The following is a 24,085-nucleotide window of genomic DNA, read 5'->3' on the forward strand; positions in this document are numbered from 1 at the left end:
CCGTACCGTGGGGGTGTGTACCGGTTCCTGCTGACGCCCCGATGGTGGGGGATCAACGTCTTCGTACTGCTGGCCATCCCCGTCTGCATCTTCATGGGCTCGTGGCAGCTGGGGCGGTTCGAGGACCGCGTCGAGGCACATGACGCCGCGAAGGCGCAGGCGGACCAGCAGGCGTCGCCCGCGCAGTCACGGAAGAAGGCCGAGCCGCTTGACTCGCTCCTGCCCGTGGACCAGGACACGTCCGGCGAACGGGTGTCGGCGTCCGGCCGGTACGGAAAGCAACTGCTCGTGCCGGGCCGGGAGTTGGACGACAAGCCGGGGTACTACGTCCTGACGCTCCTGCACACCGGCACCGGCAAGGACCTGCCCGTCGTACGGGGCTGGCTCCCCGGTGACGCGAGTACGGCGAAGGCCCCCGCGGCGCCCTCCGGCGAGGTCACCGTGACCGGCGCGCTCCAGGCCTCCGAGAGCCCCGGGTCCAACGGGGTCAGTTCGGCGGGCGGACTGCCGTCCGGGCAGCTCGGCGCCATCAGCGCGGCCTCGCTGGTGAACGTCGTCCAGGGCGATGTGTACGACGCCTGGGTCACCCTGGACAAGGGCGACTCCGGGATGAAGGCGGTCCCGGCGGCCGAACCGGCGAACTCGGGGCTCGACCTCAAGGCCTTCCAGAACCTCGGTTACACCGGCGAGTGGTTCGTCTTCGCGGGGTTCGTCGTCTTCATGTGGTTCCGGCTGTTCCGCCGGGAGCGGGAGTTCGCACGGGACGCCGCCCTCGGGCTGCTGCCGCAGGAGGCAACGGCAGACGGGCCGGATGCCCCGCATCCAGCCCGTCCGTAGAACACCGCAGTCGTTTACGACCGCCGTCGGTTACGACGCCGACAGCATCCCCGTCCGGTAGACCGTCCCCGCACACGCGTTGGGGATCGTCGCGCCCGCCGCGGGCGAGCCCGTCGACGCCGTCAGGGAGACCGTCACTCCGCCTTCGAGTACGCCGCCGTCCTCGCGCACCATCTGCGGCTCCGTGTTGTCCGGCGTGCCGCCGTCCGAGCCGCCGCCCTCGGTGGGCGTCGGGTCGGGGGACGGCTCGCCGCTGTCCGTCGGGCAGCCTTCCGAGGGCACCCAGGCGAACTTCACTTCGTACGCCGCGCCCGGTGCGAGGACCAGCGAGCTGACCGCCTGGCCCGGATCAGGCAGGCCCGTGGCCGCGTCGCCCGCCACGTGCTCGGCGATGCCGATCTTCGCGGGGTCGGCCGCGCCCGTGGTCGACGTGCTCACATTGCCCGGGGCGCTGACCGTGCACGTGGTCCCGGAGACGTTGGCGATCCGGAAGGTGCCGTACACCTTGCCGTCCGCCTCCGCCGCCCCCGCGCTACCGCTGGCGTTGCCGAGCTGGTCGACCGCGCAGGCAGGCGAGCCGGCGGCCGTTGCGCCCGACGGGTCGGGGCCACCTGTCGCGCCGTCGCTGGACGCGTCCTTCCCCTTGCCGCCCTTCTTGTCCTTCTTGTCTTTCTTGTCCTTGGACTTCGAGGGGCCGGAGCCGCTGCCCTCGCCCTTCTCGCCGCCGTCGGGGCCCTTGCCCTCGGTCGAGCCGCCCTGGGTCTGCTCGCTGTTGCCCGCTATCGACGGCCGGTCGTCCGAGCCGCTGCCGGAGTTCGTGACGTGCACGAGAGCGGGGATGGCGGTGCCGATGAAGAGCGCTGCCGCCGCCATGCCGACCACGGCCTGGCGCTTGCGTGCCCGCCGCGCGGGCACCGCATGCCGCAGACGCTCCAGAGCGCGGTCGCTCGGCTCGATCTCCTGGACGGCCGAGCGCATCATCCTGCGCAGCGCCAGCTCGTCGGAGCCGTCGCCGCCGAAGGGTTCATCCGGCACGGCCGCGACCTTCGCGCCCGATGCGGCGCCGGCCTCCGGGCCCGGCTCGGGGCCGGACTCCGGGCCCGGCTCCGGACCGACCTCACCGTCAGCCCCGGGCCCGGACCCGCCTTCGGGCGCGGACTCGGTGGGCTCGTCGCCCTGACCGTGCTTCACAGTTCCGTCCCCAGCATGCTGCTCGAACTCGGCGTTCTCGTCGCGCTCGCGGTGCTCACGCTCGTACTCGTGGTCGCTCATGCCGGTGCCTCCATGGCGACCCGCAGAGCCGCGATCCCGCGCGATCCGTACGCCTTCACCGACCCGAGCGATATGCCCAGGGTCTCGGCGACCTGTGCCTCGGTCATGTCCGCGAAATACCGCAGGACCAGGACCTCGCGCTGGCGGCGCTGGAGACCACGCATGGCCTTGATCAGCTCGTCCCGCTCAAGGAGGTCGTACGCCCCTTCCTCGGCGCTCGCCATGTCGGGCATCGGCTTCGAGAGGAGCTTCAGCCCGAGGATCCGGCGTCGCAGCGCGGACCGCGAGAGGTTCACGACGGTCTGCCGCAGATAGGCGAGCGTCTTCTCCGGGTCACGCACGCGTTTGCGCGCCGAGTGCACCCGGATGAACGCCTCCTGCACGACGTCCTCGCACGAGGCCGTGTCATCGAGAAGCAGCGCCGCCAGTCCGAGGAGCGACCTGTAGTGGGCGCGGTAGGTCTCGGTCAGGTGGTCGACTGTGGTGCCCGCGCTCATCGCCTCCTCAGCGCCCTCGCGCTGAGTCGGGATGCGGGCCGATCTCGTGGTGGGCATGGGGGCGATCACCGGCATGCCGGCGGGCGCACGGGGACGGCGGGGAGGACGCAGGAGTGCGCCTCTCGCCTGAACCGCTGTGAAATCGAGTACCTCTGCCACGCCAGTTGGACACGCCTACCCCGTGGAGGGTTGTACGCATCGCGCGGTGCGTTTGCGGCGGGCATCGTCGCCATTGGTGACGATGCATCAAATGCCCCCATGCGTACCAGCTCTTCCCCTATGCCCAGTTTTCGCAGCGTTCAGGTCACACCCCCGGAGGGCGATCGCAAAGACGCGCCCCGCCCTGCTGCCGGTTGCAGTGGACGGGGACGAATATTGCGAATCTTCGAACGCGGCAATGGTCCAGTTCAAGCGATCCTGGCCATCAAGTTGGACACAGAACTTACACAGATCCCGCAAATTTTGTCGCGGCGGGTCAGCCGGCCGCCACCAGCTCGGCGATCTGGACCGTGTTCAGGGCGGCCCCCTTGCGCAGATTGTCCCCGCACACGAAGAGCTCAAGGGCGGTCGGATCATCCAGCGCGCGCCGCACGCGGCCCACCCACGTGGGGTCGGTCCCCACCACGTCGGCGGGCGTCGGGAACTCCCCCGCGGCCGGATTGTCGAAGAGCACGACACCCGGCGCGGTGGCCAGGATCTCCCGCGCCTTGTCCACCGTGACCTCGTCCTCGAAACGCGCGTGGACGGTCAGCGAGTGCGTGGTCACGACCGGCACGCGTACACACGTGGCCGCGACCTTCAGGTCGGGCAGCCCGAGGATCTTGCGGGACTCGTCCCGCACCTTCATCTCCTCGGACGACCACCCGTCGTCCCGCAGCGTCCCGGCCCACGGCACCACGTTCAGCGCCACGGGCTCCGGGAAGGGCCCGGTGTCGTCCCCGACGGCACGTCGTACGTCACCGGGGCTCGTGCCGAGTTCCGACCCCGCCACCAGCGACATCTGCCGCCGCAGCGTGTCCACGCCGTCCCGCCCGGCCCCGCTCACGGCCTGGTACGAGGAGACGATCAGCTCGCGCAGGCCGAACTCGGCATGCAGCGCGCCGATGGCCACGATCATCGAGAGGGTCGTGCAGTTCGGATTGGCGACGATGCCGCGCGGGCGTACGCGCGCGGCGTGCGGATTGACCTCCGGGACGACCAGCGGCACGTCCGGGTCCATCCGGAAAGCGGCGGAATTGTCCACGACGACGACGCCCTTGGACGCCGCGACGGGCGACCACTGCGCGCTGACCTCGTCGGGCACGTCGAACACCGCCACGTCGACGCCGTCGAAGACGTCCTCGCTCAGCGCGAGGACCTCAAGCTCCTCACCGCGCACGGCCAGCTTCCTGCCGGCCGAGCGCGGTGAGGCCACGAGTCGGATCTCGCCCCAGATGTCGGCGTGCTGCGACAGGATCTGGAGCATGACCGCGCCGACGGCCCCGGTCGCTCCGACGACCGCGAGCGTCGGCTTTCCGGTCATCGCCCGGTGCCTCCATACACCACGGCCTCGTCCGTGTCGGAGTCGAGGCCGAAGGCGGTGTGCACGGCACGCACGGACTCGTTCGCGTCATCGGCGCGGGTCACGACCGAGATGCGGATCTCGGAGGTGGAGATCAGCTCGATGTTCACGCCCGCGTCGCTGAGCGCCTCGAAGAAGGCGGCGGTGACGCCCGGGTTCGTCTTCATGCCCGCGCCGACCAGCGAGATCTTGGCGATCTGGTCGTCGTAGCGCAGGGAGTCGAAGCCGATGTCGGCGCGGGTCTTCTCCAGCGCGTCGATCGCCTTGCGGCCCTCGGCCTTGGGCAGCGTGAACGAGATGTCCGTCAGACCGGTCGAAGCCGCCGACACGTTCTGGACGATCATGTCGATGTTGACCCCGGAGTCCGCGATGGCGCGGAAGATCGAGGCGGCCTCACCCGGCTTGTCCGGCACGCCGACGACCGTGATCTTGGCCTCCGAGGTGTCGTGCGCGACACCGGAGATGATGGCCTGCTCCACCTTGCGGTCCCCTTGCGGTTCGTTGCTGACCCACGTGCCCTGCAGTCCCGAGAAGGACGAGCGGACGTGAATCGGGATGTTGTAACGGCGGGCGTACTCCACACACCGGTGGAGCAGCACCTTGGACCCGGAGCTCGCGAGCTCCAGCATGTCCTCGAACGAGATCCAGTCGATCTTCCGGGCCTTCTTCACCACACGGGGGTCGGCGGTGAAAACGCCGTCCACGTCCGTGTAGATCTCGCAGACCTCGGCGTCGAGCGCGGCCGCGAGGGCGACGGCGGTCGTGTCGGATCCACCACGCCCGAGCGTGGTGATGTTCTTGCCCTCCTGGCTGACGCCCTGGAATCCGGCGACGATGGCGATGTTGCCCTCGTCGACCGACGTCCTGATGCGCCCGGGGGTGACATCGATGATCCGCGCTTTGTTGTGGACGGAGTCGGTGATGACACCGGCCTGGCTGCCCGTGAACGACTGGGCCGCGTGACCCAGGTTTTTGATCGCCATGGCAAGGAGGGCCATGGAGATCCGCTCCCCGGCGGTCAGCAGCATGTCGAATTCACGCCCGGCAGGAATCGGGGATACCTGCCCTGCAAGATCGATCAACTCATCCGTCGTGTCACCCATGGCGGACACCACGACAACGACCTGATGGCCGTTCTTCTTGGCGTCGACAACCCTCTTGGCGACCCGCTTGATGCCCTCGGCATCGGCTACGGAGGAGCCTCCGTACTTCTGCACGACAAGGCTCACGTGCGCTCCTCGCTCAGTCCGTCTCTTACCGCACTGCTGCGGTCGGCTCAGTCTAACGAGCGGCCGAAATTCGCCTCGCTGATATCACATGGTGAGATGTCCCGCCCACCAGGTGATCATCCGCAGGGCGTACACCCCCGCTGCTCGGGAGGTACGTTCCGACCGCTCGGCTTGGCACATGCCCGTTTGAAAGTGGGCCACTCCGAAAGTGGGGCGGGTCACAGCCCCGCGCCCCGCCCTTCCCAGGCCCCACCCCCTCCCGCGCCTCAGCCTTCCCGGGCCTCAGGCGGCATAGTCCTTGAGTTTCTCGGCGCGTGGGGTGGTCGCCGACTTGGGACACCCCTCGGCGGAGTCGCCGCCGATCGCGGGGTGGTGGATGTCGGAGTTCTGGACTATTCTGAAAACTCAACTAGTCGAGGAGGCGGGGCAGATGCCGGAAGTCAGTTCCGCGTGGCTGCGGGCGGCGCTGCCGCTGTGCCTGCTCGGCATGCTGGAGCGCGGCGAGAGCTATGGGTACGCGCTGCTTCAGGAGTTGAGCGCAGCCGGGCTGTCCAACGCCAAAGCGGCCACGCTCTATCCGGCCCTGACCAGGCTGGAAGAGGAAGGCGCCGTCGACATCCGCTGGAGCGCGGGCGAGGGCGGGCCCGGGCGGAAGTACTACAGCCTCACGGACGCGGGGCGCGAGCGGCTGGTCGTCGAGTATCACGCCTGGCGCGACTTCGACGGCGTGGTGACGGCCTTGGCCGGCTCAGACGACCGACGGGAACACCAACGGGAACTAGGGGGACACGATGGTTCGCACGGAGAAGCAGAAGTCCGCGACGCAGAAGTCCGAGAGGCAGAAGCAGACGTCTGACCGGGCCGGCGGGGGCGACGACGCGCAGTGGGCCGCGGAGTTCGAGATCGCGTTGGCCGTGGAGCATTCAGCGCCCGACGGACTCGCCGAGCAGGTCCTTGAGGAGACTCGGCTGACCGCCGTCGAGGCGGGGACATCCATCAGGGAGGTCTTCGGCGATCCCGGCGCGTATGCCGCGACCGTCGCCGCCGAGCGGATCGACGAGGCGCATCGCAGCTCCGTCGACCTCGAAGGGTTCGCCGCGGGCGACCGGTTCACGAGCTCGCTGCTGCTGGCCGCCGGTCAAGTCTTCCTGTTCGGCGCGGTGTTGTGGGTGAGCAATGGCCTCTGGGTCGATGTCGGCTGGCCCACGGGTGGCTCCGGTCTGCTGCTCGCCGCGCTCGTCGTGCTCGTGACCGGCGTCATTCCCGAGCTTCGGGCTGCGGGGCGGCTTCGCGCCGGGCGGGCCGCCATGGCCTGCGCCGGGCTGCTCGTCCTGGCCTGCGCCGCGGGGTTCACCGCCATACCCCGAGGACCCCAAGTCAGCGTCCCGGCGCCCTCGTTGTTCGTTGTCGCCGCGCTGGTGGGCGTGCTGGGGTGGCGTCTTTCCCCCGAGCGCGCGGGGCGCTGGTTCCGCGGACGTGCCGCCGAGCCTTCCGGGGTCATACGGAACGACGACAACGACAACGACGACAACGAAGCCTGGCTGACGCGGCTCTCCGCGTTGCTGCGGGGGCGGCACGGGGTGTCCGCGGGGGCCGCCGCGCGGTCCGTGGCCGAGGCGCGGGACCATCTCGCCGCTTCGGGCGGGCGTGCCGCGGACGAGTTCGGGGACGTCGAGGTCTACGCACTGCGGCTCAGCGAAGGCCCGGAGAAGTCACGGCGCGCGGCACGGGCCGAGTTGGTGCCCACCGCCCTGTTCACCGGGGGTCTTCTCTGGTGGGGTTTCGACCTGCTGAGCGATCCGGAGCCCGGGTCACCGTGGTTCTGGGCGAAGGCCGCCGTACTGATCGCCGGCATCTGGGCCTGGATCACCACCACGTCGTCCCTGTGGCAGAAGCTGCGGCCGGGCGGCGCGGGCCGAACGGGCGGCGGCACAGGCTCCAGGGCCTGACGCCGACCGCCCGTCACGGTGACTGGTCAGTGCGGTGCTGCGTTACCGCGCTACCGCGTCACCGCTTTACCGCCTTACTGCACCGAGCGCAGGCCCAGGGGGCCGGCGATTTCCTCTGCCATGACCTTGCCCGCCGCTTCGGCGAGTGCGTCCTCGGCCAGGTCTTCGTCCGTGTCCAGGCCGTTGAGGTCTTCGAGGGGCTGGTTCAGGCGGATGTGGGCCACCAGGGACTGGAGGGCACGCAGGGCGCCCGAAGCGGTGGAGCCCCAGTTCGAGAAGTACGAGAACTGCCACCACCAGAGGGCTTCCACGGTGCGGCCCGCGCGGTAGTGGGCGAGGCCGTGGGAGAGGTCGGCGATCACGTCGGCCAGGTCGTCCGAGATGCGGCAGGCGACCGGAGCCTTGCGGGGCTCGTACGGGTCGAAGACCTCGGAGTAGACGTCGATCGGCTCCAGCATGGCGGCCAGGCGTTCGCGCAGGTCGTCCACGTCGCGCTCCGGGCCGAGATCGGGCTCGTAGCGCTCCTCGGGGACGATGTCCTCGTGCGCGCCCAGGCGGCCGCCCGCGAGGCAGAGTTGGGAGACTTCGAGGAGGAGGAAGGGGATGGCCGAGTCGGGCTCGTCGCCCTTGGCCACCTCCGTCACCGCGACGATGAAGCTCTCGATCTGATCCGAGATCTGCACGGCGAAGGAGTCCGGATCCTGCACGTCGGCGTGCAGGAGGACCGTCGGGTCGGCAGCAGCGATCGGCTCGGGGACGAGCGCCGCTTCCTGCTCCGGCTTCGTGGACTTCTCAGGCTGCTTCTTAGACATCTAGGAGTCGTCTCCCCTCGAAGGCGCGGCCCAGGGTGACCTCGTCCGCGTATTCCAGATCTCCCCCGACAGGGAGCCCGCTGGCCAGGCGGGTGACCTTCAGGCCCATGGGCTTGATCATGCGCGCGAGGTACGTCGCCGTGGCCTCCCCCTCCAGGTTGGGGTCCGTGGCGAGAATCAGCTCGGTGACCGTGCCGTCCGCCAGGCGCGCGAGCAGTTCTCGTATCCGCAGATCGTCCGGGCCGACACCCTCGATGGGGCTGATCGCTCCGCCCAGTACGTGGTATTTCCCCCGGAACTCGCGCGTACGCTCGATCGCCACGACGTCCTTCGGCTCCTCGACGACGCAGATGACGCTCGGGTCGCGGCGCGGGTCGCGGCAGATGTTGCAGAGCTCTTCCTGTGCGACGTTGCCGCAGGTCGCGCAGAAGCGGACCTTGTCCTTCACCTCAAGGAGGGCGTGCGCGAGGCGGCGTACGTCCGTGGGCTCCGCCTGCAGGATGTGGAAGGCGATCCGCTGCGCGCTCTTGGGACCGACGCCGGGCAGCCTGCCCAACTCGTCGATGAGGTCCTGAACCACGCCTTCGTACACGGGGTGCCTTTCCTGTCCTGCTCTTGTCGGGTTTCGCGCTTTGGTACGTACGGTAGTTGGCCCGTGGCCCTCTTAGAAGGGAAGGCCGGAACGACCGCTAGAACGGGAGGCCGGGGATTCCTCCGCCGCCCAGGCCCTGCGCGAGCGGGCCGAGCTTCTGCTGCTGGAGCGCCTGCGCGTTCTCGTTCGCCGCCTGGACCGCCGCGACGACCAGGTCCGCGAGGGTCTCGGTGTCCTGCGGGTCGACCGCCTTGGGGTCGATCACCAGGCCGCGCAGCTCGCCGGAGCCGGTGACCGTCGCCTTGACGAGACCGCCGCCCGCCTGGCCTTCGACCTCGGTGCGCGCGAGCTCCTCCTGCGCGGTCGCGAGGTCCTGCTGCATCTTCTGGGCCTGCTGGAGCAACTGCTGCATGTCGGGCTGGCCACCACCGGGGATCACGATCAGCTCCTGTCTCGACGGTCTGTGCAGGTATTTACGGTGGATTTTCCACCTGGAACGAGCCTACGTGGTCGGGGGAGCCATCGCCCCAGCACTCTTTCGAGTGAGACCAGCCGTCCTCCTATACCTGATCAAGCGCCTCGTCCGGGCGGAAATACCGCGAATCCGGGCTCACGGCCACCCATTGGGCGGTAGGACTGGGGCTGCGCATGACTTCAGTCGCGTCAGTCGCATCGGTCGCATTGGTCACGAGAGCCGCTGCATCACCAGCTGTCACGGGGCGCGCACCGCAGGGAACCGCCGCAGGGACCAGTCAGGGATCTCGTAGAGGTAGAGGGAGTGCCGGGTGAGCCAGCCGGAGATGCAGCCCGAGGGGGTGCCCCTGGAGGGGCAGGGTGCCGGGGCGGATGGGCACGGCTATCGGCTCGGGGATCTGGCGGGGCGGGCCTTCCCGCTCGGCGACTGGGGCGAGCCGGCCCAGCGGCTCGACGAGCTGTACCGGTGGGTGGAGCTGGGGGCGCTCAGCACCGTGCAGTGGTACCTGTCCGACCGGGCGTGGAAGCGGCGCGGGGCGCGGCTTGCGCGGGTCGGGGCGGCGGTGGGGGCCGTGGGCGCGGGGGTGCTTCCGCTGCTCGATCTGGCGGGGGCGGTGGCGGGTGTCGCCACGTGGGGGTTCGTCTCGCTGCTCGCGGGGGCCGCGTGTGTGGGGTGCGACCGGTTCTTCGGCCTCACGTCCGGGTGGATGCGGGACGTGGCCACCGCGCAGGCCGTGCAGCGGCGGCTTCAGGTGCTCCAGTTCGACTGGGCGTCGGAGAGCGTGCGGGAGGTGCTCGGGCCTACCGAGGGCACTGCCAGTGAGGCTGCCGAGCGGTGTCTGGGGGTGCTTCGGCGGTTTTCGGAGGACGTGACGGAGCTTGTGCGGGCAGAGACGGCGGACTGGATGGTGGAGTTCCGGTCGGGGCCCGCGCCGTTGGCCATGCAGGCCTCGGGTCCTGCCTCCCGGGGGGAGGCAGGTTCCGCCCTTCCCGCGCGGGCCGCGTTGCCGCCGGGGGCTCGGCCGAACATGCCCCGGCAGCGGCCGCCGGAGCCTCGGTAGGGGCGGGGTGCCCGGGGCTGGGTACGGGGAGCGGGTGCGGGTCAGGGCCGGCCCTGCGGGGCTCTCCCCACAGAGCCAATCAGCGCGCTCCGCGCGCGGGCGCCCCTTCCCGAAACCGTCAGCTGTAGATGATCATTGAGCCCTGCGCCAGGCTTCGGGTCGTTGCCGCGTGGAGGCCCAGCCATACGTGGCGTTCTCTGGCGAAGGGGCTGTCGTCGGGGGGAGCCGGGGCCGCCGGTTCCTCCAGGGATGTGGGGGCCTCGGGCGGGGTCGGCGGGCGCGGAGGGTTGGCCGGGTCGATGCCGATGGACGGGGCCACGAACTCCAGCTCCCGGAGCAGTCCGTGGGACGAGCCCAGCGGGCCGCCCCCCGAGAGGAGTTCGTCGTTCGAGAGAGGTGCGGGGAAGTCCACCGGGACGTACGCCCCCGCGTGGTCGTAGTGCCAGACCAGGTGCGACTGCTGGGCGGTCGAGTCGAACATCTCCAGCAACTGCTCGTAGTCACCGCCCAGTTCGTCGACCGGGGTCACTTCGAGGCCGCAGACCTGGAGCAGATAGGCCCGGCGCAGGAAATGCAGCGCGTCGTAGTCGAACCCCGCCACCGGGGCGACGTCCCCGGACAGGCCCGGCATATAGGCGAAGACGGGGACGGAGGGCAGTCCCGCCTCGTGCAGCGCCTTGTCGTACACCGCGATCTCTTCCGCGAAGGGATTGTCGGGGCTGTGGCACAGCACGTCGACGAGCGGGACCAACCACAAGTCACAGGCCAAAGGGTGCTCCTCAGGTCAGAGGGTCAGAGAGTCAGAAGGTCAGAGAGTCGGAAGTCGGGCTCAGGTCCGGCTGATGTCGGACATCGGACGTTCCTCGCGTTCAGGCAGCGTAGTCCGGGCGGACGCCCGCTAGCTGCCCCTGTGCAGATCCCAGATCCACACCCCGTCTACCCACTTTCCCGGCCGGTCAAGGAGTTGTTCCACCGTCTCCCGCAGTGCGGCGTCGTGCGGTTGCGGGGCGAGGACCAGTACTCCGGCCTTCCAGTACGCCAGGTCCTCGCGCGCGGCCTCGCGCCACGCGTCCGTGAGCTTCGGGGCACGGCCCGAGTCCCGGACGTCGCGCAGGAGGTTCAACGTATTGCGGGGCGAGGCTCCGTAGATGCCGATGCGCTCCGGACCCCACGGCCCGTTGAAGTAGCCGCCGGGCAGGCTGAAGCCCAGGTCGGCGGTGGTCTGCCAATGCAGCGCCGTCGCCGCTGCCGGGTCCGGCAGCGGTACCGGTACGAGGGACTCGCCCTCGCCCAGGTACTTCCGCCACGTCCCGTCGGCGATGAACGCGGGCGGCTGCTCGCGCTCCACCGCCCGCAGCGGCGCCGGCACGATCGGCAGCAGCGCGAGGGCGACCGCGGCCACGCCCGCGTACCGCGTCGCCGTCATCGGGCGCTCCGGAGCGAGAAGGCGGGCGAGCGCCAGGGCGAGCAGCATGCCGAGCGCCGGAGCGCACACCATCGCCACCCGCGATTCGATGACCGACTCGAAGAGGGGGGCGTGCGCCAGGGGCGCCCACGGGCCGGGAAGCACGATGTCCGTCAGCGGAATCCGGAACTTCGGGCCCAGCGAGAGCAGCGCCGCCGCGACGGCCGTGAACGCCAGCGCCTTCACCACCGCCCGCTCCCAGAAACGTACGACGATCGCGAAGGCGAGGGCGACCAGGGGCCAGCCGTAGAAGGCGTTCTGCTCGGTGGGGTTCTGGGCGAGGGCGTTCGCGGTCTCCTCGCTGCCCGCGAGCGAGCGTTCCGCGAAGGAGAGGAGGGCGAGCGGGCTGTTGCCGGCGTTGTCGCCGTGCAGCACGCTCGCATAGCTCTGCGGCCCGAAGAACTGCCAGTAGAGCGGGAAGGCGACCAGCGGGACCGTGACCGCCACGGCCACTCCGAGGCCGCGCGCCAGGGGGCGGAAGGCGTCCCTCGCCACGTCCCTGCGCACGAACCCGTACGCCGCCGCGAACAGCAGCATGCCCATCGCCGCGAGCAGCAGCGGCTCCTCGCCGAGGAAGATCTGGTACGTCGTGAAGAGCCCGAGGACGACCCCGTCGCGCCGGACACGGGTGCCCTCGCAGAGCCGCAGCGCCCTGTCGATGATCAGCGGGATCATGAACAGGACCATGAAGTTCGGGTGCGCGTGGGCGTGGCTGATCATCGGTGGCGCGAAGGCGGCGAGCGCCGCGCCGACCACCGCCGCGCCCCGGTGCCGTACGAGACGCTTGCGGATCAGCCAGTACCAGGCGACCCCGGTCGCGGCCAGGCCGAGCGTCATCGCCGCGTTCAGGGCGACCGCGGGGCCGAAGAGCCAGGTCACCGGGGCGAAGGGGACGGAGAGGCCGAGCATGACCGTGTTGGCCATGAGGTTCACGCCGTCCGGGGCGTTCTGGAGGGTCGTGAAGAGGGGGTTGTGGAGGTGGCGGACGTTGTCCGCCGTCACCGCGAAGAACCACTCCCACTGGTTCTGGTCCTGGAGGGAGTCGGGGAGGTAGCGGTCGCCGGGTGCGATCAGGCGGCCCGAGTAGAGGGTGACCGCCATGGACAGGAAAAGCGCCGCCACGAGCAGATCCACCGGGCGGACCGTGCGGGCCTTGAGCGAGGTCAGCTCGGCGAGGACCTTCACGTAGTCGAAGGGCCGGACCTTGGAGCCCTCCTGGTGCGCCCAGCGCACCGGCACCTCGGCGACCGGCCAGCCGGAGCGGCGGAAGTACTGCAGTATCTCGACGTCGATGCCCCAGCCGCGCAGGCGGGACGCGGCGAAGGCCGCACGCGCGTGGTCGCCGTCGAAGAGCTTGAAGCCGCACTGGGTGTCGCGGATTCCGGGGACGGCGACCGTGCGTATCAGGAAATTGCCGGTACGGCCGAGGAGTTCGCGCAGGCGGTGCTGGTGGGCCTCGATCGTGGCGTCCGCTCCCGCGCGGGAGCCGATCGCCGCCGTGTGGCCGTCGGTGAGCGCCTTGTCCAGGCACTCCAGTTCCTCGATGGGGGTGGCCAGATCGGCGTCGGTGATCAGTACGCGGTCGCCGCGCGAGGCGAGGACGCCGAGGCGCAGGGCGTGGCCCTTGCCGCGGTTGCGGTCGGAGTGGATCAGCTGGACGCGGAAGTCGGCGGCCTCGGCGTCGGCCGCGATGTCGAGGGTGCCGTCGGTGGAGCCGTCGTCCACGACGATCAGCTCCCACCGGGGGCGCTCGCCGCCCTCCGCGTATCCGTCGTCGAGGTACGCCCGGATCGCGTCGAGCGTGGGGGCCAGGCGCCGTTCCTCGTTGTAGGCGGGGACGACGACGGTCAGGTCCACGCTCATGCGGCGGCCGCGAGACGTTCGATGAGTTCGAGCGAGTGGGTGTTGTACTCGTCGATGATTCTGTGCGCGGCCTCGGGGTCGCGGCGCGCGAGGGCGTCCACGAGCTCGGTGTGCCGGGCCCACAGGGTGCCGCGCAGGTCACCGTCGCCGCGTTCGACGGCGCGGCGGAGGTAGGTGACGGCGCAGACCCAGGACTGGACGCGGATGCGGTGCAGGAAGTCCGAGAGGTAGGCGTTGCCGAAGAGGGCGCTGAGCTCGCGCCAGAAGCGCAGGTCGTAGCCGATGAGGACGTTCAGGTCGCCCGCGCAGGCCGCGCGCGACGCTTCCTCGCCGCGGCGGCGTACGGACAGGAGGGCGGCGGAAGCTTCCTCCGGGCCCTTGGGCCCCAGCGGGGTGCCCTTGCGCAGGAGGTCGCGGAAGATGCCGTCGGCGACGAGCCTGCGGGCCTCCAGCATGCCGCGGTAGTCCGCGAGGGAGTGCTCGTGGACGCGGTAGCCGCGGTGCTGGTCGGCGTCGAGGAGGCCTTGCGCGGCGAGGTTCACCAGGGCCTCGCGGACGGGGGTCGCGGAGACGCCGTACTGCTCGGCGATCTCCTTGACCGTGAACTCCTGGCCCGGCTCCAGACGGCCGCCGAGGATCTCGTCGCGCAGCGCGTCGGCGATCTGCTGGCGCAGAGTGCTGCGGATGACGGCGGGGCCGTCGGTGCCGGGCATCTGGGTTCCCTCGCGGAGTCGTTTCGGTGACCGTCGTTTACTTACGAGCACGTCAGACTACGCGGTCGGGGTTCCCTGCCCCGGGCATCCGGTTTCCGGCGCCCGGCAGCAAGGTGCCCCGCGAGGGAACGATTACACCGTGTGTTCGTCCGCCACTGTGAGCGCCGCGTCCAGTGCCGCGAGGCCCTCCTTGGCCTCCGTGTCCGTGATGTTGCACGGGGGGACGACGTGGGTGCGGTTCATGTTGATGAAGGGCCACAGGCCCTGCTTCTTCGCGGCGGCGCCGAACGCGGCCATCGGGGCGTTCGCCTCGCCCGTGGCGTTGTACGGGACGAGGGGCTCGCGGGTCTCCTTGTCCTTGACCATGTCCAGGGCCCAGAACATGCCGAGGCCGCGTACCTCGCCGACGCTCGGGTGCCGCTCGGCGAGCTCCGCGAGGCCGGGCGCGATGATCTCCGTACCGACGCGGGCCGCGTTCTCGACGATGCCCTCGTCCGCCATGACGTTGATCGTCGCCACCGCCGCCGCGCAGGCCAGCGGGTGGCCGGAGTACGTGAGACCGCCCGGGTAGGGCCTGCGGGCGAACGTCTCGGCGATGGCGGAGGAGATCGCGACGCCGCCCAGCGGGACGTAGCCGGAGTTCACGCCCTTCGCGAAGGTGAGGAGGTCGGGCACGATGCCGCCGTCGAAGTGGTCGGCGGCGAACCACTTGCCGGTGCGGCCGAAGCCCGCCATGACCTCGTCCAGGACGAAGACGATGCCGTGGCGGTCGCAGATCTCGCGTACGCCCTTGAGGTAGCCCGGCGGCGGGAGCATGATGCCCGCCGTGCCGGGGACGGACTCCAGGATGATCGCCGCGATCGTCTGCGGGCCCTCGAAGGCAATGGTGTCCTCGAGGTGCTGGAGGGCGCGCTCGCACTCCTGCTGCTCGTTCTCGGCGTAGAAGGGGCTGCGGTAGAGGAACGGCGCCCAGAAGTGGACGACGCCCGCCGAGCCGGTGTCGGAGGCCCAGCGGCGGGGGTCGCCGGTGAGGTTGATCGCGGTGGAGGTGCCGCCGTGGTACGAGCGGTAGGCCGAGAGGACCTTGGGGCGGCCGGTGTGCAGGCGCGCCATGCGGGTCGCGTTCTCCACGGCCTCCGCGCCGCCGTTGGTGAAGAAGATCTTGTCCAGGTCGCCGGGGGTCCGCTCGGCGATGAGGCGTGCGGCCTCGGAGCGGGCTTCCACGGCGAAGGCGGGCGCGAAGGTCGTCATCTCCGCCGCCTGCTGCTGGATCGCGGCGACGACCTTCGGGTGCTGGTATCCGATGTTCGTGAAGACGAGGCCGCTGGTGAAGTCGAGGTAGCGGTTGCCTTCGTAGTCCCAGAAGTACGAGCCCTCCGCGCCGGCCACGGCGAGGGGGTCGATGAGCTCCTGGGCGGACCAGGAGTGGAAGACGTGAGCGCGGTCTGCTGCCTTTACGGCTGCGCCGACCTGGGGGTTCGGGTTCGGCTGAGGGGTCATGGGGCTGAGGGTAAATGTCCACGGTGTGGACGGGACATGGGCGTCCTGTTTTGCGGGGGCGGGGGGTACTGGACAGTGTGTCGGGCTCTTCCCTCGCCGGGGGCGGGGATCGGCGCGAGGGCCTTGTACGTGCCGCAATCACCGGCTTCGCCGAGTTCGTCCTCAAACGCGGGACGGGCTGATCTTCCGCGGCACGGGCTGAATCAGTCGTCTGTGTCCGCCACCACCCTCGCCCCCGGCCTCCCGTCCTCCCCGCAGCGGATTTCGTACGGGAGGTCGTCCTGCTCGTCGTCGTCGCTCGGTTCCGCCTCCAGGCGGGCCACCCTGCCCGGGCCGCGCTCGACGTCGTCGTCGATGTGGAAGCCGTCCGACGGGCTCCACGAGACGAGGTACACCGTGCCGTCCTCCCTGCACTCGACCGTCGCCGTTCCGCCCGTGAAGCGCAGGGTCGAGCGCTCCGATGCCGGCTTGGAGGGCGTGCCGGACGGCGAAGGCGACTTCGGCGGTGACGCCGATGCCGACGCTGACGGCGACGCCGATGTCGCCGACAACGCCCGCTCCACCGCGGCCTCGTCCAGGGGATGGCTGTGTGCGGCGTCCCCGCTGTCCGACGTGGCCAGCTGCCAAGCGCCCAGCGCTCCCGCGGCCGTCCCCATCGCCACCCATGCCGCGGTCACCGCCGCGTTCCGCCACTTCCTCATCCGGCCACTGTGCCGCAGAGTTTCCTAACGCCCGGTTAAGGGGCGGCCAAAGCAGCTGACTACGGTGGATGTATGGCCCATCTTCTCGTCGTGGAGGACGATCCCCAGCTGCGCGGCGCCCTCGTACGGGCTCTGCGCGACAAAGGGCACGCCGTAGCCACCGCGCCCAGCGGCATGGCAGGTCTGGACGCGGCGGTCACGCACCGCCCCGACCTCGTCGTACTCGACCTGGGCCTCCCGGACGTGGACGGCTCCCAGGTACTGCGCATGCTGCGAGCCGTCAGCGACGTGCCCGTCATCGTCGCGACCGCCCGCGACGACGAACCGGAGATGGTGGCGGTCCTCGAGGACGGCGCCGACGACTACATCGTCAAGCCGTTCGGCGCGGCCCAGCTGGACGCCCGTATCAAGGCCGTCCTGCGCCGCCTGGGCGCCGGCGAAGTGACCGAGGAACCCCTGCGCGTGGGGGGACTGGCCATCGACCCGGCTTCCCGCGAAGTCACCCTGGACGACGGCCCCCTCGACCTCACCCCCCGTGAGTTCGACCTCCTCGCCTACCTCGCCCACCGCCCCGGCCAGGTCGTCTCCCGCCGCGAACTCCTCGCCGAGGTGTGGCAGCAGCCGCTGGGCGGCGCCGACAAGACCGTCGACGTCCACCTCTCCTGGCTCCGCAGAAAACTCGGCGAGACCGCCCAGGCCCCCCGCTACCTCCACACGGTCCGCACGGTGGGCGTAAAACTCACGCCTCCCGAAGAGAGCCAGGCCCCCACGCTCCCGCAGCCGCGCGACGCACGTGAGGGGGTGCGCCGGTATTTCCGCCCGGAGCACGGTTCGCAGGACTCCGGGACCGAAGCAGACGGGCGTCCACAGGCGGATGGCGAGGACGGACATACCGGCGCGGCCCCGCCCCGTAACAACGAGGCGCCCCACAACGACGAAGCACCAGCCCACGACGAAACACCCCAACCGAGCGAGGCACCCCGAACCAACGAGGCCCCCCGCGTCAGCGAGGCACCCCGAACCAGCGAAGCTCCCCGAGCCAGCGAGACACCCCGGACCAGCGAAGCTCCCCAGACCAACGAGGCACCCCGAGCCAGCGAAGCTCCCCGCGTCAGCGAAGCACCCCGGACCAGCGAAGCTCCCCAGACCAACGAGGCACCCCGAGCCAGCGAAGCTCCCCGCGTCAGCGAAGCACCCCGGACCAGCGAGGCACCCCAGACCAACGAGGCACCCCGGACCAGCCAAACTCCCCAGACCAGCAAGGCACCCCGAGCCAGCGAAACACCCCGCGGCAGCGAAGCCCCCCGCGTAAGCGGAAACCCCACCCCCCAAGGCCCAGGGGCCAGCTGATGCGGCGCAGTCTTCTCCTCCTCACCGCCGCCACCACCGCCCTCGTACTCACCGCCCTCCTCGTCCCCCTCACCCTCCTCACCCGCACCCACGCCGCCGACCGCACCACCGCCGAGGCCACCGCCAGAGCCCAGTGGGTCGCGCACGCCATCGGGCCCGCGCTCGCCACCCCGGACGAGCGTGAGACCGCCGAGCAGACCGTGGAGAGCGTCAATACGCAGGATCTGCCCAGCACTTCGCTCGTCCTCGCCGACGGCAGCGTCATCGGACCCGACCCCGGCGGGGCACCCCGCGTCACGGACGCCATCCGCCTGGCCCGCACCGGACGCGCCTTCACCTACGAGCCCTCCACCGGCGGGCGTCAGGTCCTCGTCCCCGTGCAGGGGGCCGCCGGTGGCACGGCGGTGGTGCAAGTGACGCTCAGCGAGAAGCAGTTGCACGCGGGGACCATGACCTCCTGGCTCGTGCTCGCCGGGATCGGGGTCGGCCTCGTCCTCATCGGGCTGCTCCTCGCCGACCGCCTGGGCGCCCGCCTGGTCGGCGCGACCCGGCGCCTGGCCCGCACCGCGGACCGCCTCGCCGCGGGCGACCTCACCGCACGCGCCACCCCGGAAGGCCCGCCGGAACTGCGCCTGGTCGCGGGCCAGCTGAACCACCTCGCCACCCGTATCGACGAACTCCTCACCGCCGAACGCGAGAACGCCGCCGACCTCGCCCACCGCCTGCGCACCCCCGTCGCCGCCCTGCGCCTGGACGCGGAGACCCTTCGCGACTCGGAGGAGGCGCAGCGCATCGCCGCGGACGTCGCGGCCCTCGAACGCAGCGTGGACGACGTGATCCGCAAGGCCCGCCGCCCCTTCCGCGACGCCCCTTACGCGGACCTGGCCGCAGTGGCCCGCGAACGCGCCGCTTTCTGGCTGCCACTGGCGGAGGACCAAGGCCGTACGACAGAGACCGAGGCACCGGGAGATGCCGTCCCCGTCCCCGTCCCCGAAGACGACCTCACCGCCGCCATCGACGCCCTCATCGGCAACGTCCTCGACCACACCCCCCAGGGCACCCCGTTCCGCATCACCGTCCGCACCACCCCGGCGGGGCACGCCGAACTCACCGTCGCCGACGAAGGCCCCGGCCTCCCCGCGACCTACGCGGACGCGGCGACCCGCGGCACCAGCGGCGGCGGCTCCACGGGGCTCGGCCTGGACATCGCCCGCCGCACGGCGGAATCCGCGGGCGGCACCTTCGACATGACGTCGGACGCCAACCGCGGCACCCGCGTGACGCTCACCTTCCCCCTGGCGCCCCCAGCGCCTGCGAAGCCCTCGGAAACGCGACCCGGACCGACCGGGCCCACCGGTTGATCCCCAGCTCCGGACGCAACGCGGCGAATCCGCCGCAGTACTTCGTGAAGTCGGCGGCCCGCACCCCGTACCGGTGCAGGACCCGGTCCGCCTCCGTCAGATGACCCTGCGTCTTGGTCTCCACCAGGACGAGCCCGGAGTCCGCCGCCACCGACCGGCCCGTGGCGACGTCCCGCACCACGAGCCCGGCGTCACACGTGATGCGCTGCCCGTCGGCCACGAAGGTCGCCCGCTGGTACTCGGTGACGAGCGCGGTCGTCAGGCCGTCCGGCGCCTCGATCCCGTACGACCCCTTCAGCACGCCCGCAAGGAATCCCTGTCGCTCGGCGTCGAGGACGCGGTCCTCGCCTTCGAGGCGCTGGCGGTGCTTGACCGTCTCGCCCCGGCCGCTCTTCAGCTTGATCTCGAACTGCCGCTCGCCGCTGTCCTGGTAGACGCGCTCCCGGATGCGGTAGCGCAGCCGCCTGCCCTGCCGGTGGTGGTGGTAGGTGAGCAGCTCAGGGGTGTCGTAGTACGTCGAGTGGTAGCTGAACCAGCGCTTTCCGCCGATGCTCAGGGCTCGGAAGGGGCCCGAGGGGCGGCGCGGGTCCGTGAGGAGCGCGGCCAGGTCGTCGAAGATCTCGACCGGCACGAGATAGCTGTTGTCGTAGCGGGCGAGCAGTTCGGCGCGGGCGTTGACCTCGTCGAGCGAGATGGGGTGCGCGGCGAGCGCGGCCCGTCCGATGGCGCGTACGGCGGGGTTCACACGGTCTCCTTCTGGGCGACGGGGGCAGGCGTGCGGGACCGGGTCGTGCGGCGTCGTGGTGCTGTACGTATGAACTCCCCGGCCCGCTCGGAAGGTTCCGGTTGCCGGAAGCGGACTTCCAGAACCATCAGGTCACGGACGTAGTCGACCTCCTGGACGGTCCAGCCGAGCGGCTCCCCCAGGCGCCGCGACAGTTCGGCGCGCAGGGCGGTCTCCTCGCGGTACACGGCGTCCAGGGTGATGACCGCACGCCGGTCTCCGGCGAAGAGGCGCGGGTGGTCGGCGCCGTACATCACCAGGAGCAGCACGGCCGCGAGCCCGGCGGCCACCGGCAGATCGAGGCCCGGAAGGCCGCAGAGCAGGCCCAGGACGAGGGTGATGAAGTAGTACGCGACCTCCTGGTGCTGCACCGCGTCCGAGCGGAGCCGGACGATCGAGAGCACTCCGAAGAGCCCGAACCCGAGGGCGAGACCGCCGTTGCCGCCTGCGCTCGCGAGGGCGGAGACGACCGCGAAGAGCGCGACGTTCAGGGCGAGATAGGCGGGCACCAACTCCCTTCTGCGGTGCCGTGGATAGAAGACCCCGAAGGTCAGGAGGGTCACCGCCACCAGGTCGAGGCCGAGGTGGGCGGCCATCTGTCCGAGGTTCTCTGCGCTGTCCATGACCAGGACGCTAGGGAGCGGCGGGTTAAGGGCGCCCCCAGCGGGAGTTAACGAGCCGGGGAGCCACCGGGGGCCACCCCGATCCGACTCTTGACAGCATGCTGTCGTTTTGACAGCATGCTCACATAAGCAATCAGCAGACAGCAATCAGCACCCAGCGGCAGCAGCACCCCACCCCGTGGAGGCAGTCATGACCCGCAAGCCCGTGCACCTCGCCGTCTACGACACGCTCGCCGACTGGGAGCCCGGTCACGCCACGGCGTTCCTGGCCCGCGCCGGGTACGAGATCCGTACCGTCGCCGCCGACTCGCTCGACCCCGTCACCACGGCGGGCGGCATCCGCATCCAGCCCGACCTGACCCTCACCGGTCTGCGGCCCGAGGACAGCGCGCTGCTGATACTGCCCGGCGCCGATCTGTGGGACGCGGGCGACGACCTCGCCCCCTTCGGCCGCGCGGCCCGCGCCTTCCTCGACGCGGACGTGCCGGTCGCCGCGATCTGCGGGGCCACCGCCGGGCTCGCCCGCGAGGGGCTGCTCGACGAGCGCGCGCACACCAGCGCCGTGTCGTTCTACCTCGCGGCCACCGGATACAAGGGCGGCGAGCGGTACGTGGACGCCGACGCCGTCACGGACGGCGGGCTGATCACGGCGGGGCCGACCGAGCCCGTGGCCTTCGCGCGCGAGATCCTCGGGCACCTCGGCGCCTTCGAGGGCGAGAAGCTGGACGCCTGGTACCGGCTCTTCCACGACTCGGACGCGTCCGCCTACGAGGTGCTCGAATCGTGAGTGCCGACCGCACCCCGGCGCCCGAGGAGCAGGTGCGGGAGCAGCAGGACCTGTTCTCCCGCACCGCCCTCGGCGTCTTCCGGCTCAACGGCCAGTTCCTGTCCGTGGCGGACGAGTTGGCCGAGGCGGGCGGCCTCACCGCCGCCTGGTGGCAGGTGCTCGGCGCCGTCCTGCGCGAGCCCCTGCCCGTCGCCGGCATCGCCCGCGCGATGGGCATCACCCGGCAGAGCGTGCAGCGCATCGCCGACCTCCTCGTGCGGCGCGGCCTCGCCGAGTACGTGCCGAACCCCGCCCACCGGCGCGCCAAGCTCCTGCGCCCCACGGACGAGGGCCTTGCCGCCGTCAGGAAGATCAGTCCCGGCCACGCGGAGCTGGCCGCCCGGCTCGCGGACGCGCTCGGCGAGGACGAATTCCGCGAGACCGTAAGGGTGTTGGAGCGGCTTTCCGGTGTCCTGTCCGGCCTGGATACGGAACAACCCGTTACGGAGCCGTAGCAGGCAGTCCGTGCGCCGATGTCGCAGCGCCCCACTATCCTCGATCTGTTGCACACCAACGGGGGAGGTTGCGCGGCGATGGAAAAGCTCGGGCCAGGGGACCCACAGCGAATAGGCGCCTACCGGCTGCTCGCGCGGCTCGGGGCAGGCGGCATGGGGCACGTCTATCTGGCGCGGTCCGACCGGGGACGTACGGTCGCGGTGAAGCTGGTGCGTGAAGAGCTCGCCGAGCAGGAGGAGTTCAGGAACCGCTTCCGGCAGGAAGTGCAGGCGGCGCGGCGGGTCGGCGGCGAGTGGACGGCGCCGGTGCTCGACGCGGACACCGACGCGCCGATCCCCTGGCTGGCCACGGGGTATGTCGCGGGCCCCTCGCTCCAGAGCGTCATCTCGCGCGACCACGGGCCGCTGCCCGAGCGGTCCGTGAAGATACTGGCCGCCGGGCTCGCCAACGCCCTCAAGGACATCCACGCGGCGGGCCTCATCCACCGCGACCTCAAGCCGTCGAACGTCCTCGTCACGATCGACGGCCCCCGCGTCATCGACTTCGGCATCGCCCGCGCGCTCGAAACGGTCACCGACGGCGGTCTGACCCGTACCGGCGCCCTCGTCGGCTCGCCCGGTTTCATGGCGCCCGAGCAGGTGCGGGGCGACCGGATCACGCCCGCGTGCGACGTGTTCTGCCTGGGTTCGGTCCTCGCGTACGCGGCTTCGGGCGCGCTGCCGTTCGGCACGGCCAACAGCGGTGTGCACGCGCTGATGTTCCGGATCGCCCAGGAGGAGCCGAACCTGGAAGACCTTCCGGAGGAGCTCGCCGAGCTGGTCGGCGAGTGCCTGCGCAAGAACCCCGCGGACCGGCCTTCCCTTGAGCAGCTCCTGGAGCGCACGGGGGCGGAGGACACCCTCGGCGACGGCGGCCGTACGCGCGACCCCTGGCTGCCGGGGGCCCTGGTCGCCCAACTGGGCCGCCACGCCGTGCAGTTGCTGGACACGGAGAACCCCGACGACGGCGCGCCGCAGGCGCCGCCCGCGCAGGGTCCCGGCGGCTCGGCACCGCCGGTGTCGCTCGCGCCGCCGAAGGAGCTGACGGCGAGCGGCGAGGGCGCCGCGCACGAGCCCGCCCGGACCGACAGCGGGGCGGCCGGGGCCGGAGCCGCCGGAACCGGAGCCGCAACCGCCGGAGCCGCAGCCGCTGCTGCCGCCGCCGCGAACGGCGGAAAGCCCGGGCCCGTCGAAGGGGACACCCCGCCACCGCCGGGCAAGCCGGGCGACTCCTCCCTCGACCACCTCCCCACGATGATCAACGGCGGCCAGGCACCGCCCCCCACTCCCCCGCCGGGCCCGGCGTACGGCTACCCCCAGCAGCACCCCCAACCCGGAGCCTCCGGCTACGGCTACCCCCAGCAGGGCCCGTACGGACCCACGCCGCCCTACGGACCCACTCCTCCGTACGGCCCTCTCGGCCACCCGCAGCAGCCCGAACCTCCGCGCCGCAGCGGCCGGTCCACCGCCGCGCTCATCGCGGTGGCCGTCATAGTGGCCATAGGAGCGGGCGGCACGGTATACGCGGTGATGAACGGCGACGGCACCACGAACGCGGGCGGCACCAGCTCCGAGTCGCCGTCCGACAGCAACCCCTCGACACCGGGCACGCCGTCCGAGGACAAGTCGACGGACCCCGAGGACCCGCCCACGACCCCCGCGTCCAAGGACGAGGAGGGCACCGTCCCGGAGAAGTTCCTCGGCACCTGGAACGGCTCCATCCAGAACAACCTGGGCAGCAACTCCCGCCGACTCGTGCTCCAGCAGGGCGACGTCGGCGACACGATCATCTCGATCACGGCGGACGGCCCGACCGACACGGGCGGCACGTACCACTGCGTCTTCCAGGGAAAGCTGGAGTCGGCGAGCGGCAACACCCTGCGCGTCGGACCGACGGACGTCATCGTCGGCGAACCCGCGACCTCCTGCCGACCGGGCCAGGCGAGCACGATCACCCTGCTCTCGAACGGCAGGCTGCACCGCGAGAACACCGGCACGGACAAGGGCCTGACGTACGACAAGGCAGGCTGAGCGGGAAATCGACCGAGCGGAGAAACGCCCGAGGGGCGCCCCGGAAGAACCGGGGCGCCCCTCAGCCGTACAGCCGCGACGGCCGCGACA

Annotated in this window: 22 protein-coding genes and 1 pseudogene; 9 read left to right on the plus strand and 14 right to left on the minus strand. The window is 71.0% G+C overall.

The window, feature by feature from the left end; all coding sequences use genetic code 11:
* The first annotated feature begins 15 nt into the window (after positions 1 to 15).
* Positions 16 to 837 carry an SURF1 family protein gene (locus ABZ906_RS22335; RefSeq protein WP_361385176.1) on the plus strand — a complete coding sequence of 274 codons (822 nt, stop codon included), beginning with the start codon at positions 16 to 18 and terminating at the stop codon, positions 835 to 837.
* Between the two features lie 30 nt (positions 838 to 867).
* On the opposite strand, the gene ABZ906_RS22340 is transcribed toward ABZ906_RS22335, so the two are convergent.
* The 4 genes from ABZ906_RS22340 to ABZ906_RS22355 form a co-directional block, all read right to left on the minus strand.
* A complete protein-coding gene (locus ABZ906_RS22340) occupies positions 868 to 2,109 on the minus strand; it encodes a hypothetical protein (protein WP_361385179.1) in 1,242 nt (413 codons plus the stop codon).
* On the minus strand, positions 2,106 to 2,765 hold the full coding sequence (locus ABZ906_RS22345) for a SigE family RNA polymerase sigma factor (protein ID WP_361190864.1): 660 nt from the start codon (positions 2,763 to 2,765) through the stop codon (positions 2,106 to 2,108). The genes ABZ906_RS22340 and ABZ906_RS22345 overlap by 4 nt, the downstream gene beginning before the upstream one ends.
* A gap of 316 nt (positions 2,766 to 3,081) precedes the next feature.
* Positions 3,082 to 4,128, minus strand: coding sequence for an aspartate-semialdehyde dehydrogenase (locus tag ABZ906_RS22350; protein WP_361190862.1), 1,047 nt, complete (start codon positions 4,126 to 4,128; stop codon positions 3,082 to 3,084).
* Entirely contained in the window at positions 4,125 to 5,396 is a 1,272-nt protein-coding gene (locus ABZ906_RS22355; protein WP_361190860.1) for an aspartate kinase, read from the minus strand. Before ABZ906_RS22355 ends, ABZ906_RS22350 begins: the two co-directional genes overlap by 4 nt.
* A gap of 430 nt (positions 5,397 to 5,826) precedes the next feature.
* Here ABZ906_RS22355 and ABZ906_RS22360 point away from each other — a divergent pair, with 430 nt between their 5' ends.
* On the plus strand, positions 5,827 to 6,252 hold the full coding sequence (locus ABZ906_RS22360) for a PadR family transcriptional regulator (RefSeq protein WP_361385181.1): 426 nt from the start codon (positions 5,827 to 5,829) through the stop codon (positions 6,250 to 6,252).
* Positions 6,188 to 7,345 (plus strand): hypothetical protein, encoded by a 1,158-nt coding sequence (locus tag ABZ906_RS22365; protein ID WP_361385184.1) that lies wholly within the window; start codon positions 6,188 to 6,190, stop codon positions 7,343 to 7,345. The genes ABZ906_RS22360 and ABZ906_RS22365 overlap by 65 nt, the downstream gene beginning before the upstream one ends.
* 74 nt (positions 7,346 to 7,419) lie before the next feature.
* Here ABZ906_RS22365 and ABZ906_RS22370 read toward each other — a convergent pair whose 3' ends face one another.
* The 3 genes from ABZ906_RS22370 to ABZ906_RS22380 form a co-directional block, all read right to left on the minus strand.
* Complete coding sequence (locus ABZ906_RS22370) at positions 7,420 to 8,157, minus strand: DUF5063 domain-containing protein (RefSeq protein ID WP_361385187.1); 738 nt, start codon at positions 8,155 to 8,157, stop codon at positions 7,420 to 7,422.
* Complete coding sequence (recR, locus tag ABZ906_RS22375) at positions 8,150 to 8,749, minus strand: recombination mediator RecR (RefSeq protein WP_055569715.1); 600 nt, start codon at positions 8,747 to 8,749, stop codon at positions 8,150 to 8,152. The genes ABZ906_RS22370 and recR overlap by 8 nt, the downstream gene beginning before the upstream one ends.
* A gap of 97 nt (positions 8,750 to 8,846) precedes the next feature.
* Positions 8,847 to 9,188, minus strand: coding sequence for a YbaB/EbfC family nucleoid-associated protein (locus ABZ906_RS22380; RefSeq protein WP_361190850.1), 342 nt, complete (start codon positions 9,186 to 9,188; stop codon positions 8,847 to 8,849).
* Positions 9,189 to 9,534: 346 nt separating this feature from the next.
* On the opposite strand from ABZ906_RS22380, the gene ABZ906_RS22385 reads away from it, so the two are divergent.
* The gene (locus ABZ906_RS22385; RefSeq protein WP_361385190.1) at positions 9,535 to 10,284 is read left to right on the plus strand and encodes an SLATT domain-containing protein; all 750 of its coding nucleotides are present in this window, start codon (positions 9,535 to 9,537) and stop codon (positions 10,282 to 10,284) included.
* 118 nt (positions 10,285 to 10,402) lie between these two features.
* On the opposite strand, the gene ABZ906_RS22390 is transcribed toward ABZ906_RS22385, so the two are convergent.
* From ABZ906_RS22390 to ABZ906_RS22410, 5 genes are all read right to left on the minus strand, one after another.
* Positions 10,403 to 11,053: a hypothetical protein gene (locus tag ABZ906_RS22390; protein ID WP_361190845.1), complete on the minus strand. Its 651-nt coding sequence runs from the start codon at positions 11,051 to 11,053 to the stop codon at positions 10,403 to 10,405.
* Positions 11,054 to 11,182: 129 nt separating this feature from the next.
* Positions 11,183 to 13,612, minus strand: a complete 2,430-nt coding sequence (locus tag ABZ906_RS22395) for a dolichyl-phosphate beta-glucosyltransferase (RefSeq protein WP_361385193.1) — start codon at positions 13,610 to 13,612, stop codon at positions 11,183 to 11,185.
* Positions 13,609 to 14,325 carry a GntR family transcriptional regulator gene (locus ABZ906_RS22400; RefSeq protein WP_361190839.1) on the minus strand — a complete coding sequence of 239 codons (717 nt, stop codon included), beginning with the start codon at positions 14,323 to 14,325 and terminating at the stop codon, positions 13,609 to 13,611. The genes ABZ906_RS22395 and ABZ906_RS22400 overlap by 4 nt, the downstream gene beginning before the upstream one ends.
* 132 nt (positions 14,326 to 14,457) lie before the next feature.
* Positions 14,458 to 15,825, minus strand: a complete 1,368-nt coding sequence (locus tag ABZ906_RS22405) for an aspartate aminotransferase family protein (RefSeq protein WP_361385196.1) — start codon at positions 15,823 to 15,825, stop codon at positions 14,458 to 14,460.
* 203 nt (positions 15,826 to 16,028) lie between these two features.
* Positions 16,029 to 16,526, minus strand: a complete 498-nt coding sequence (locus ABZ906_RS22410) for a hypothetical protein (protein WP_361385199.1) — start codon at positions 16,524 to 16,526, stop codon at positions 16,029 to 16,031.
* Positions 16,527 to 16,598: 72 nt separating this feature from the next.
* Between ABZ906_RS22410 and ABZ906_RS22415 the strand changes: the two are divergent.
* Both ABZ906_RS22415 and ABZ906_RS22420 read left to right on the plus strand, forming a co-directional pair.
* Positions 16,599 to 17,276: pseudogene (locus ABZ906_RS22415) on the plus strand (response regulator transcription factor); the annotation flags it as partial.
* 599 nt (positions 17,277 to 17,875) lie between these two features.
* The gene (locus ABZ906_RS22420; RefSeq protein ID WP_361385202.1) at positions 17,876 to 19,237 is read left to right on the plus strand and encodes a HAMP domain-containing sensor histidine kinase; all 1,362 of its coding nucleotides are present in this window, start codon (positions 17,876 to 17,878) and stop codon (positions 19,235 to 19,237) included.
* Here ABZ906_RS22420 and ABZ906_RS22425 read toward each other — a convergent pair.
* Together ABZ906_RS22425 and ABZ906_RS22430 are read right to left on the minus strand one after the other, a co-directional pair.
* Positions 19,161 to 19,982 carry a VTC domain-containing protein gene (locus ABZ906_RS22425; protein WP_361190828.1) on the minus strand — a complete coding sequence of 274 codons (822 nt, stop codon included), beginning with the start codon at positions 19,980 to 19,982 and terminating at the stop codon, positions 19,161 to 19,163. The genes ABZ906_RS22420 and ABZ906_RS22425 overlap by 77 nt on opposite strands.
* Positions 19,979 to 20,644: a DUF4956 domain-containing protein gene (locus ABZ906_RS22430; RefSeq protein ID WP_361385205.1), complete on the minus strand. Its 666-nt coding sequence runs from the start codon at positions 20,642 to 20,644 to the stop codon at positions 19,979 to 19,981. Before ABZ906_RS22430 ends, ABZ906_RS22425 begins: the two co-directional genes overlap by 4 nt.
* A 190-nt stretch (positions 20,645 to 20,834) precedes the next feature.
* Between ABZ906_RS22430 and ABZ906_RS22435 the strand changes: the two genes are divergently transcribed.
* From ABZ906_RS22435 to ABZ906_RS22445, 3 genes are all read left to right on the plus strand, one after another.
* A complete protein-coding gene (locus ABZ906_RS22435; protein WP_361385208.1) occupies positions 20,835 to 21,431 on the plus strand; it encodes a DJ-1/PfpI family protein in 597 nt (198 codons plus the stop codon).
* Entirely contained in the window at positions 21,428 to 21,925 is a 498-nt protein-coding gene (locus ABZ906_RS22440; protein WP_361385211.1) for a MarR family transcriptional regulator, read from the plus strand. Before ABZ906_RS22435 ends, ABZ906_RS22440 begins: the two co-directional genes overlap by 4 nt.
* A 78-nt stretch (positions 21,926 to 22,003) precedes the next feature.
* Positions 22,004 to 23,995, plus strand: coding sequence for a serine/threonine-protein kinase (locus tag ABZ906_RS22445; RefSeq protein ID WP_361385214.1), 1,992 nt, complete (start codon positions 22,004 to 22,006; stop codon positions 23,993 to 23,995).
* Positions 23,996 to 24,085 lie beyond the last annotated feature (90 nt).

The organism is Streptomyces sp. NPDC046925 (genome assembly GCF_040644915.1).
GTDB lineage: Bacteria > Actinomycetota > Actinomycetes > Streptomycetales > Streptomycetaceae > Streptomyces.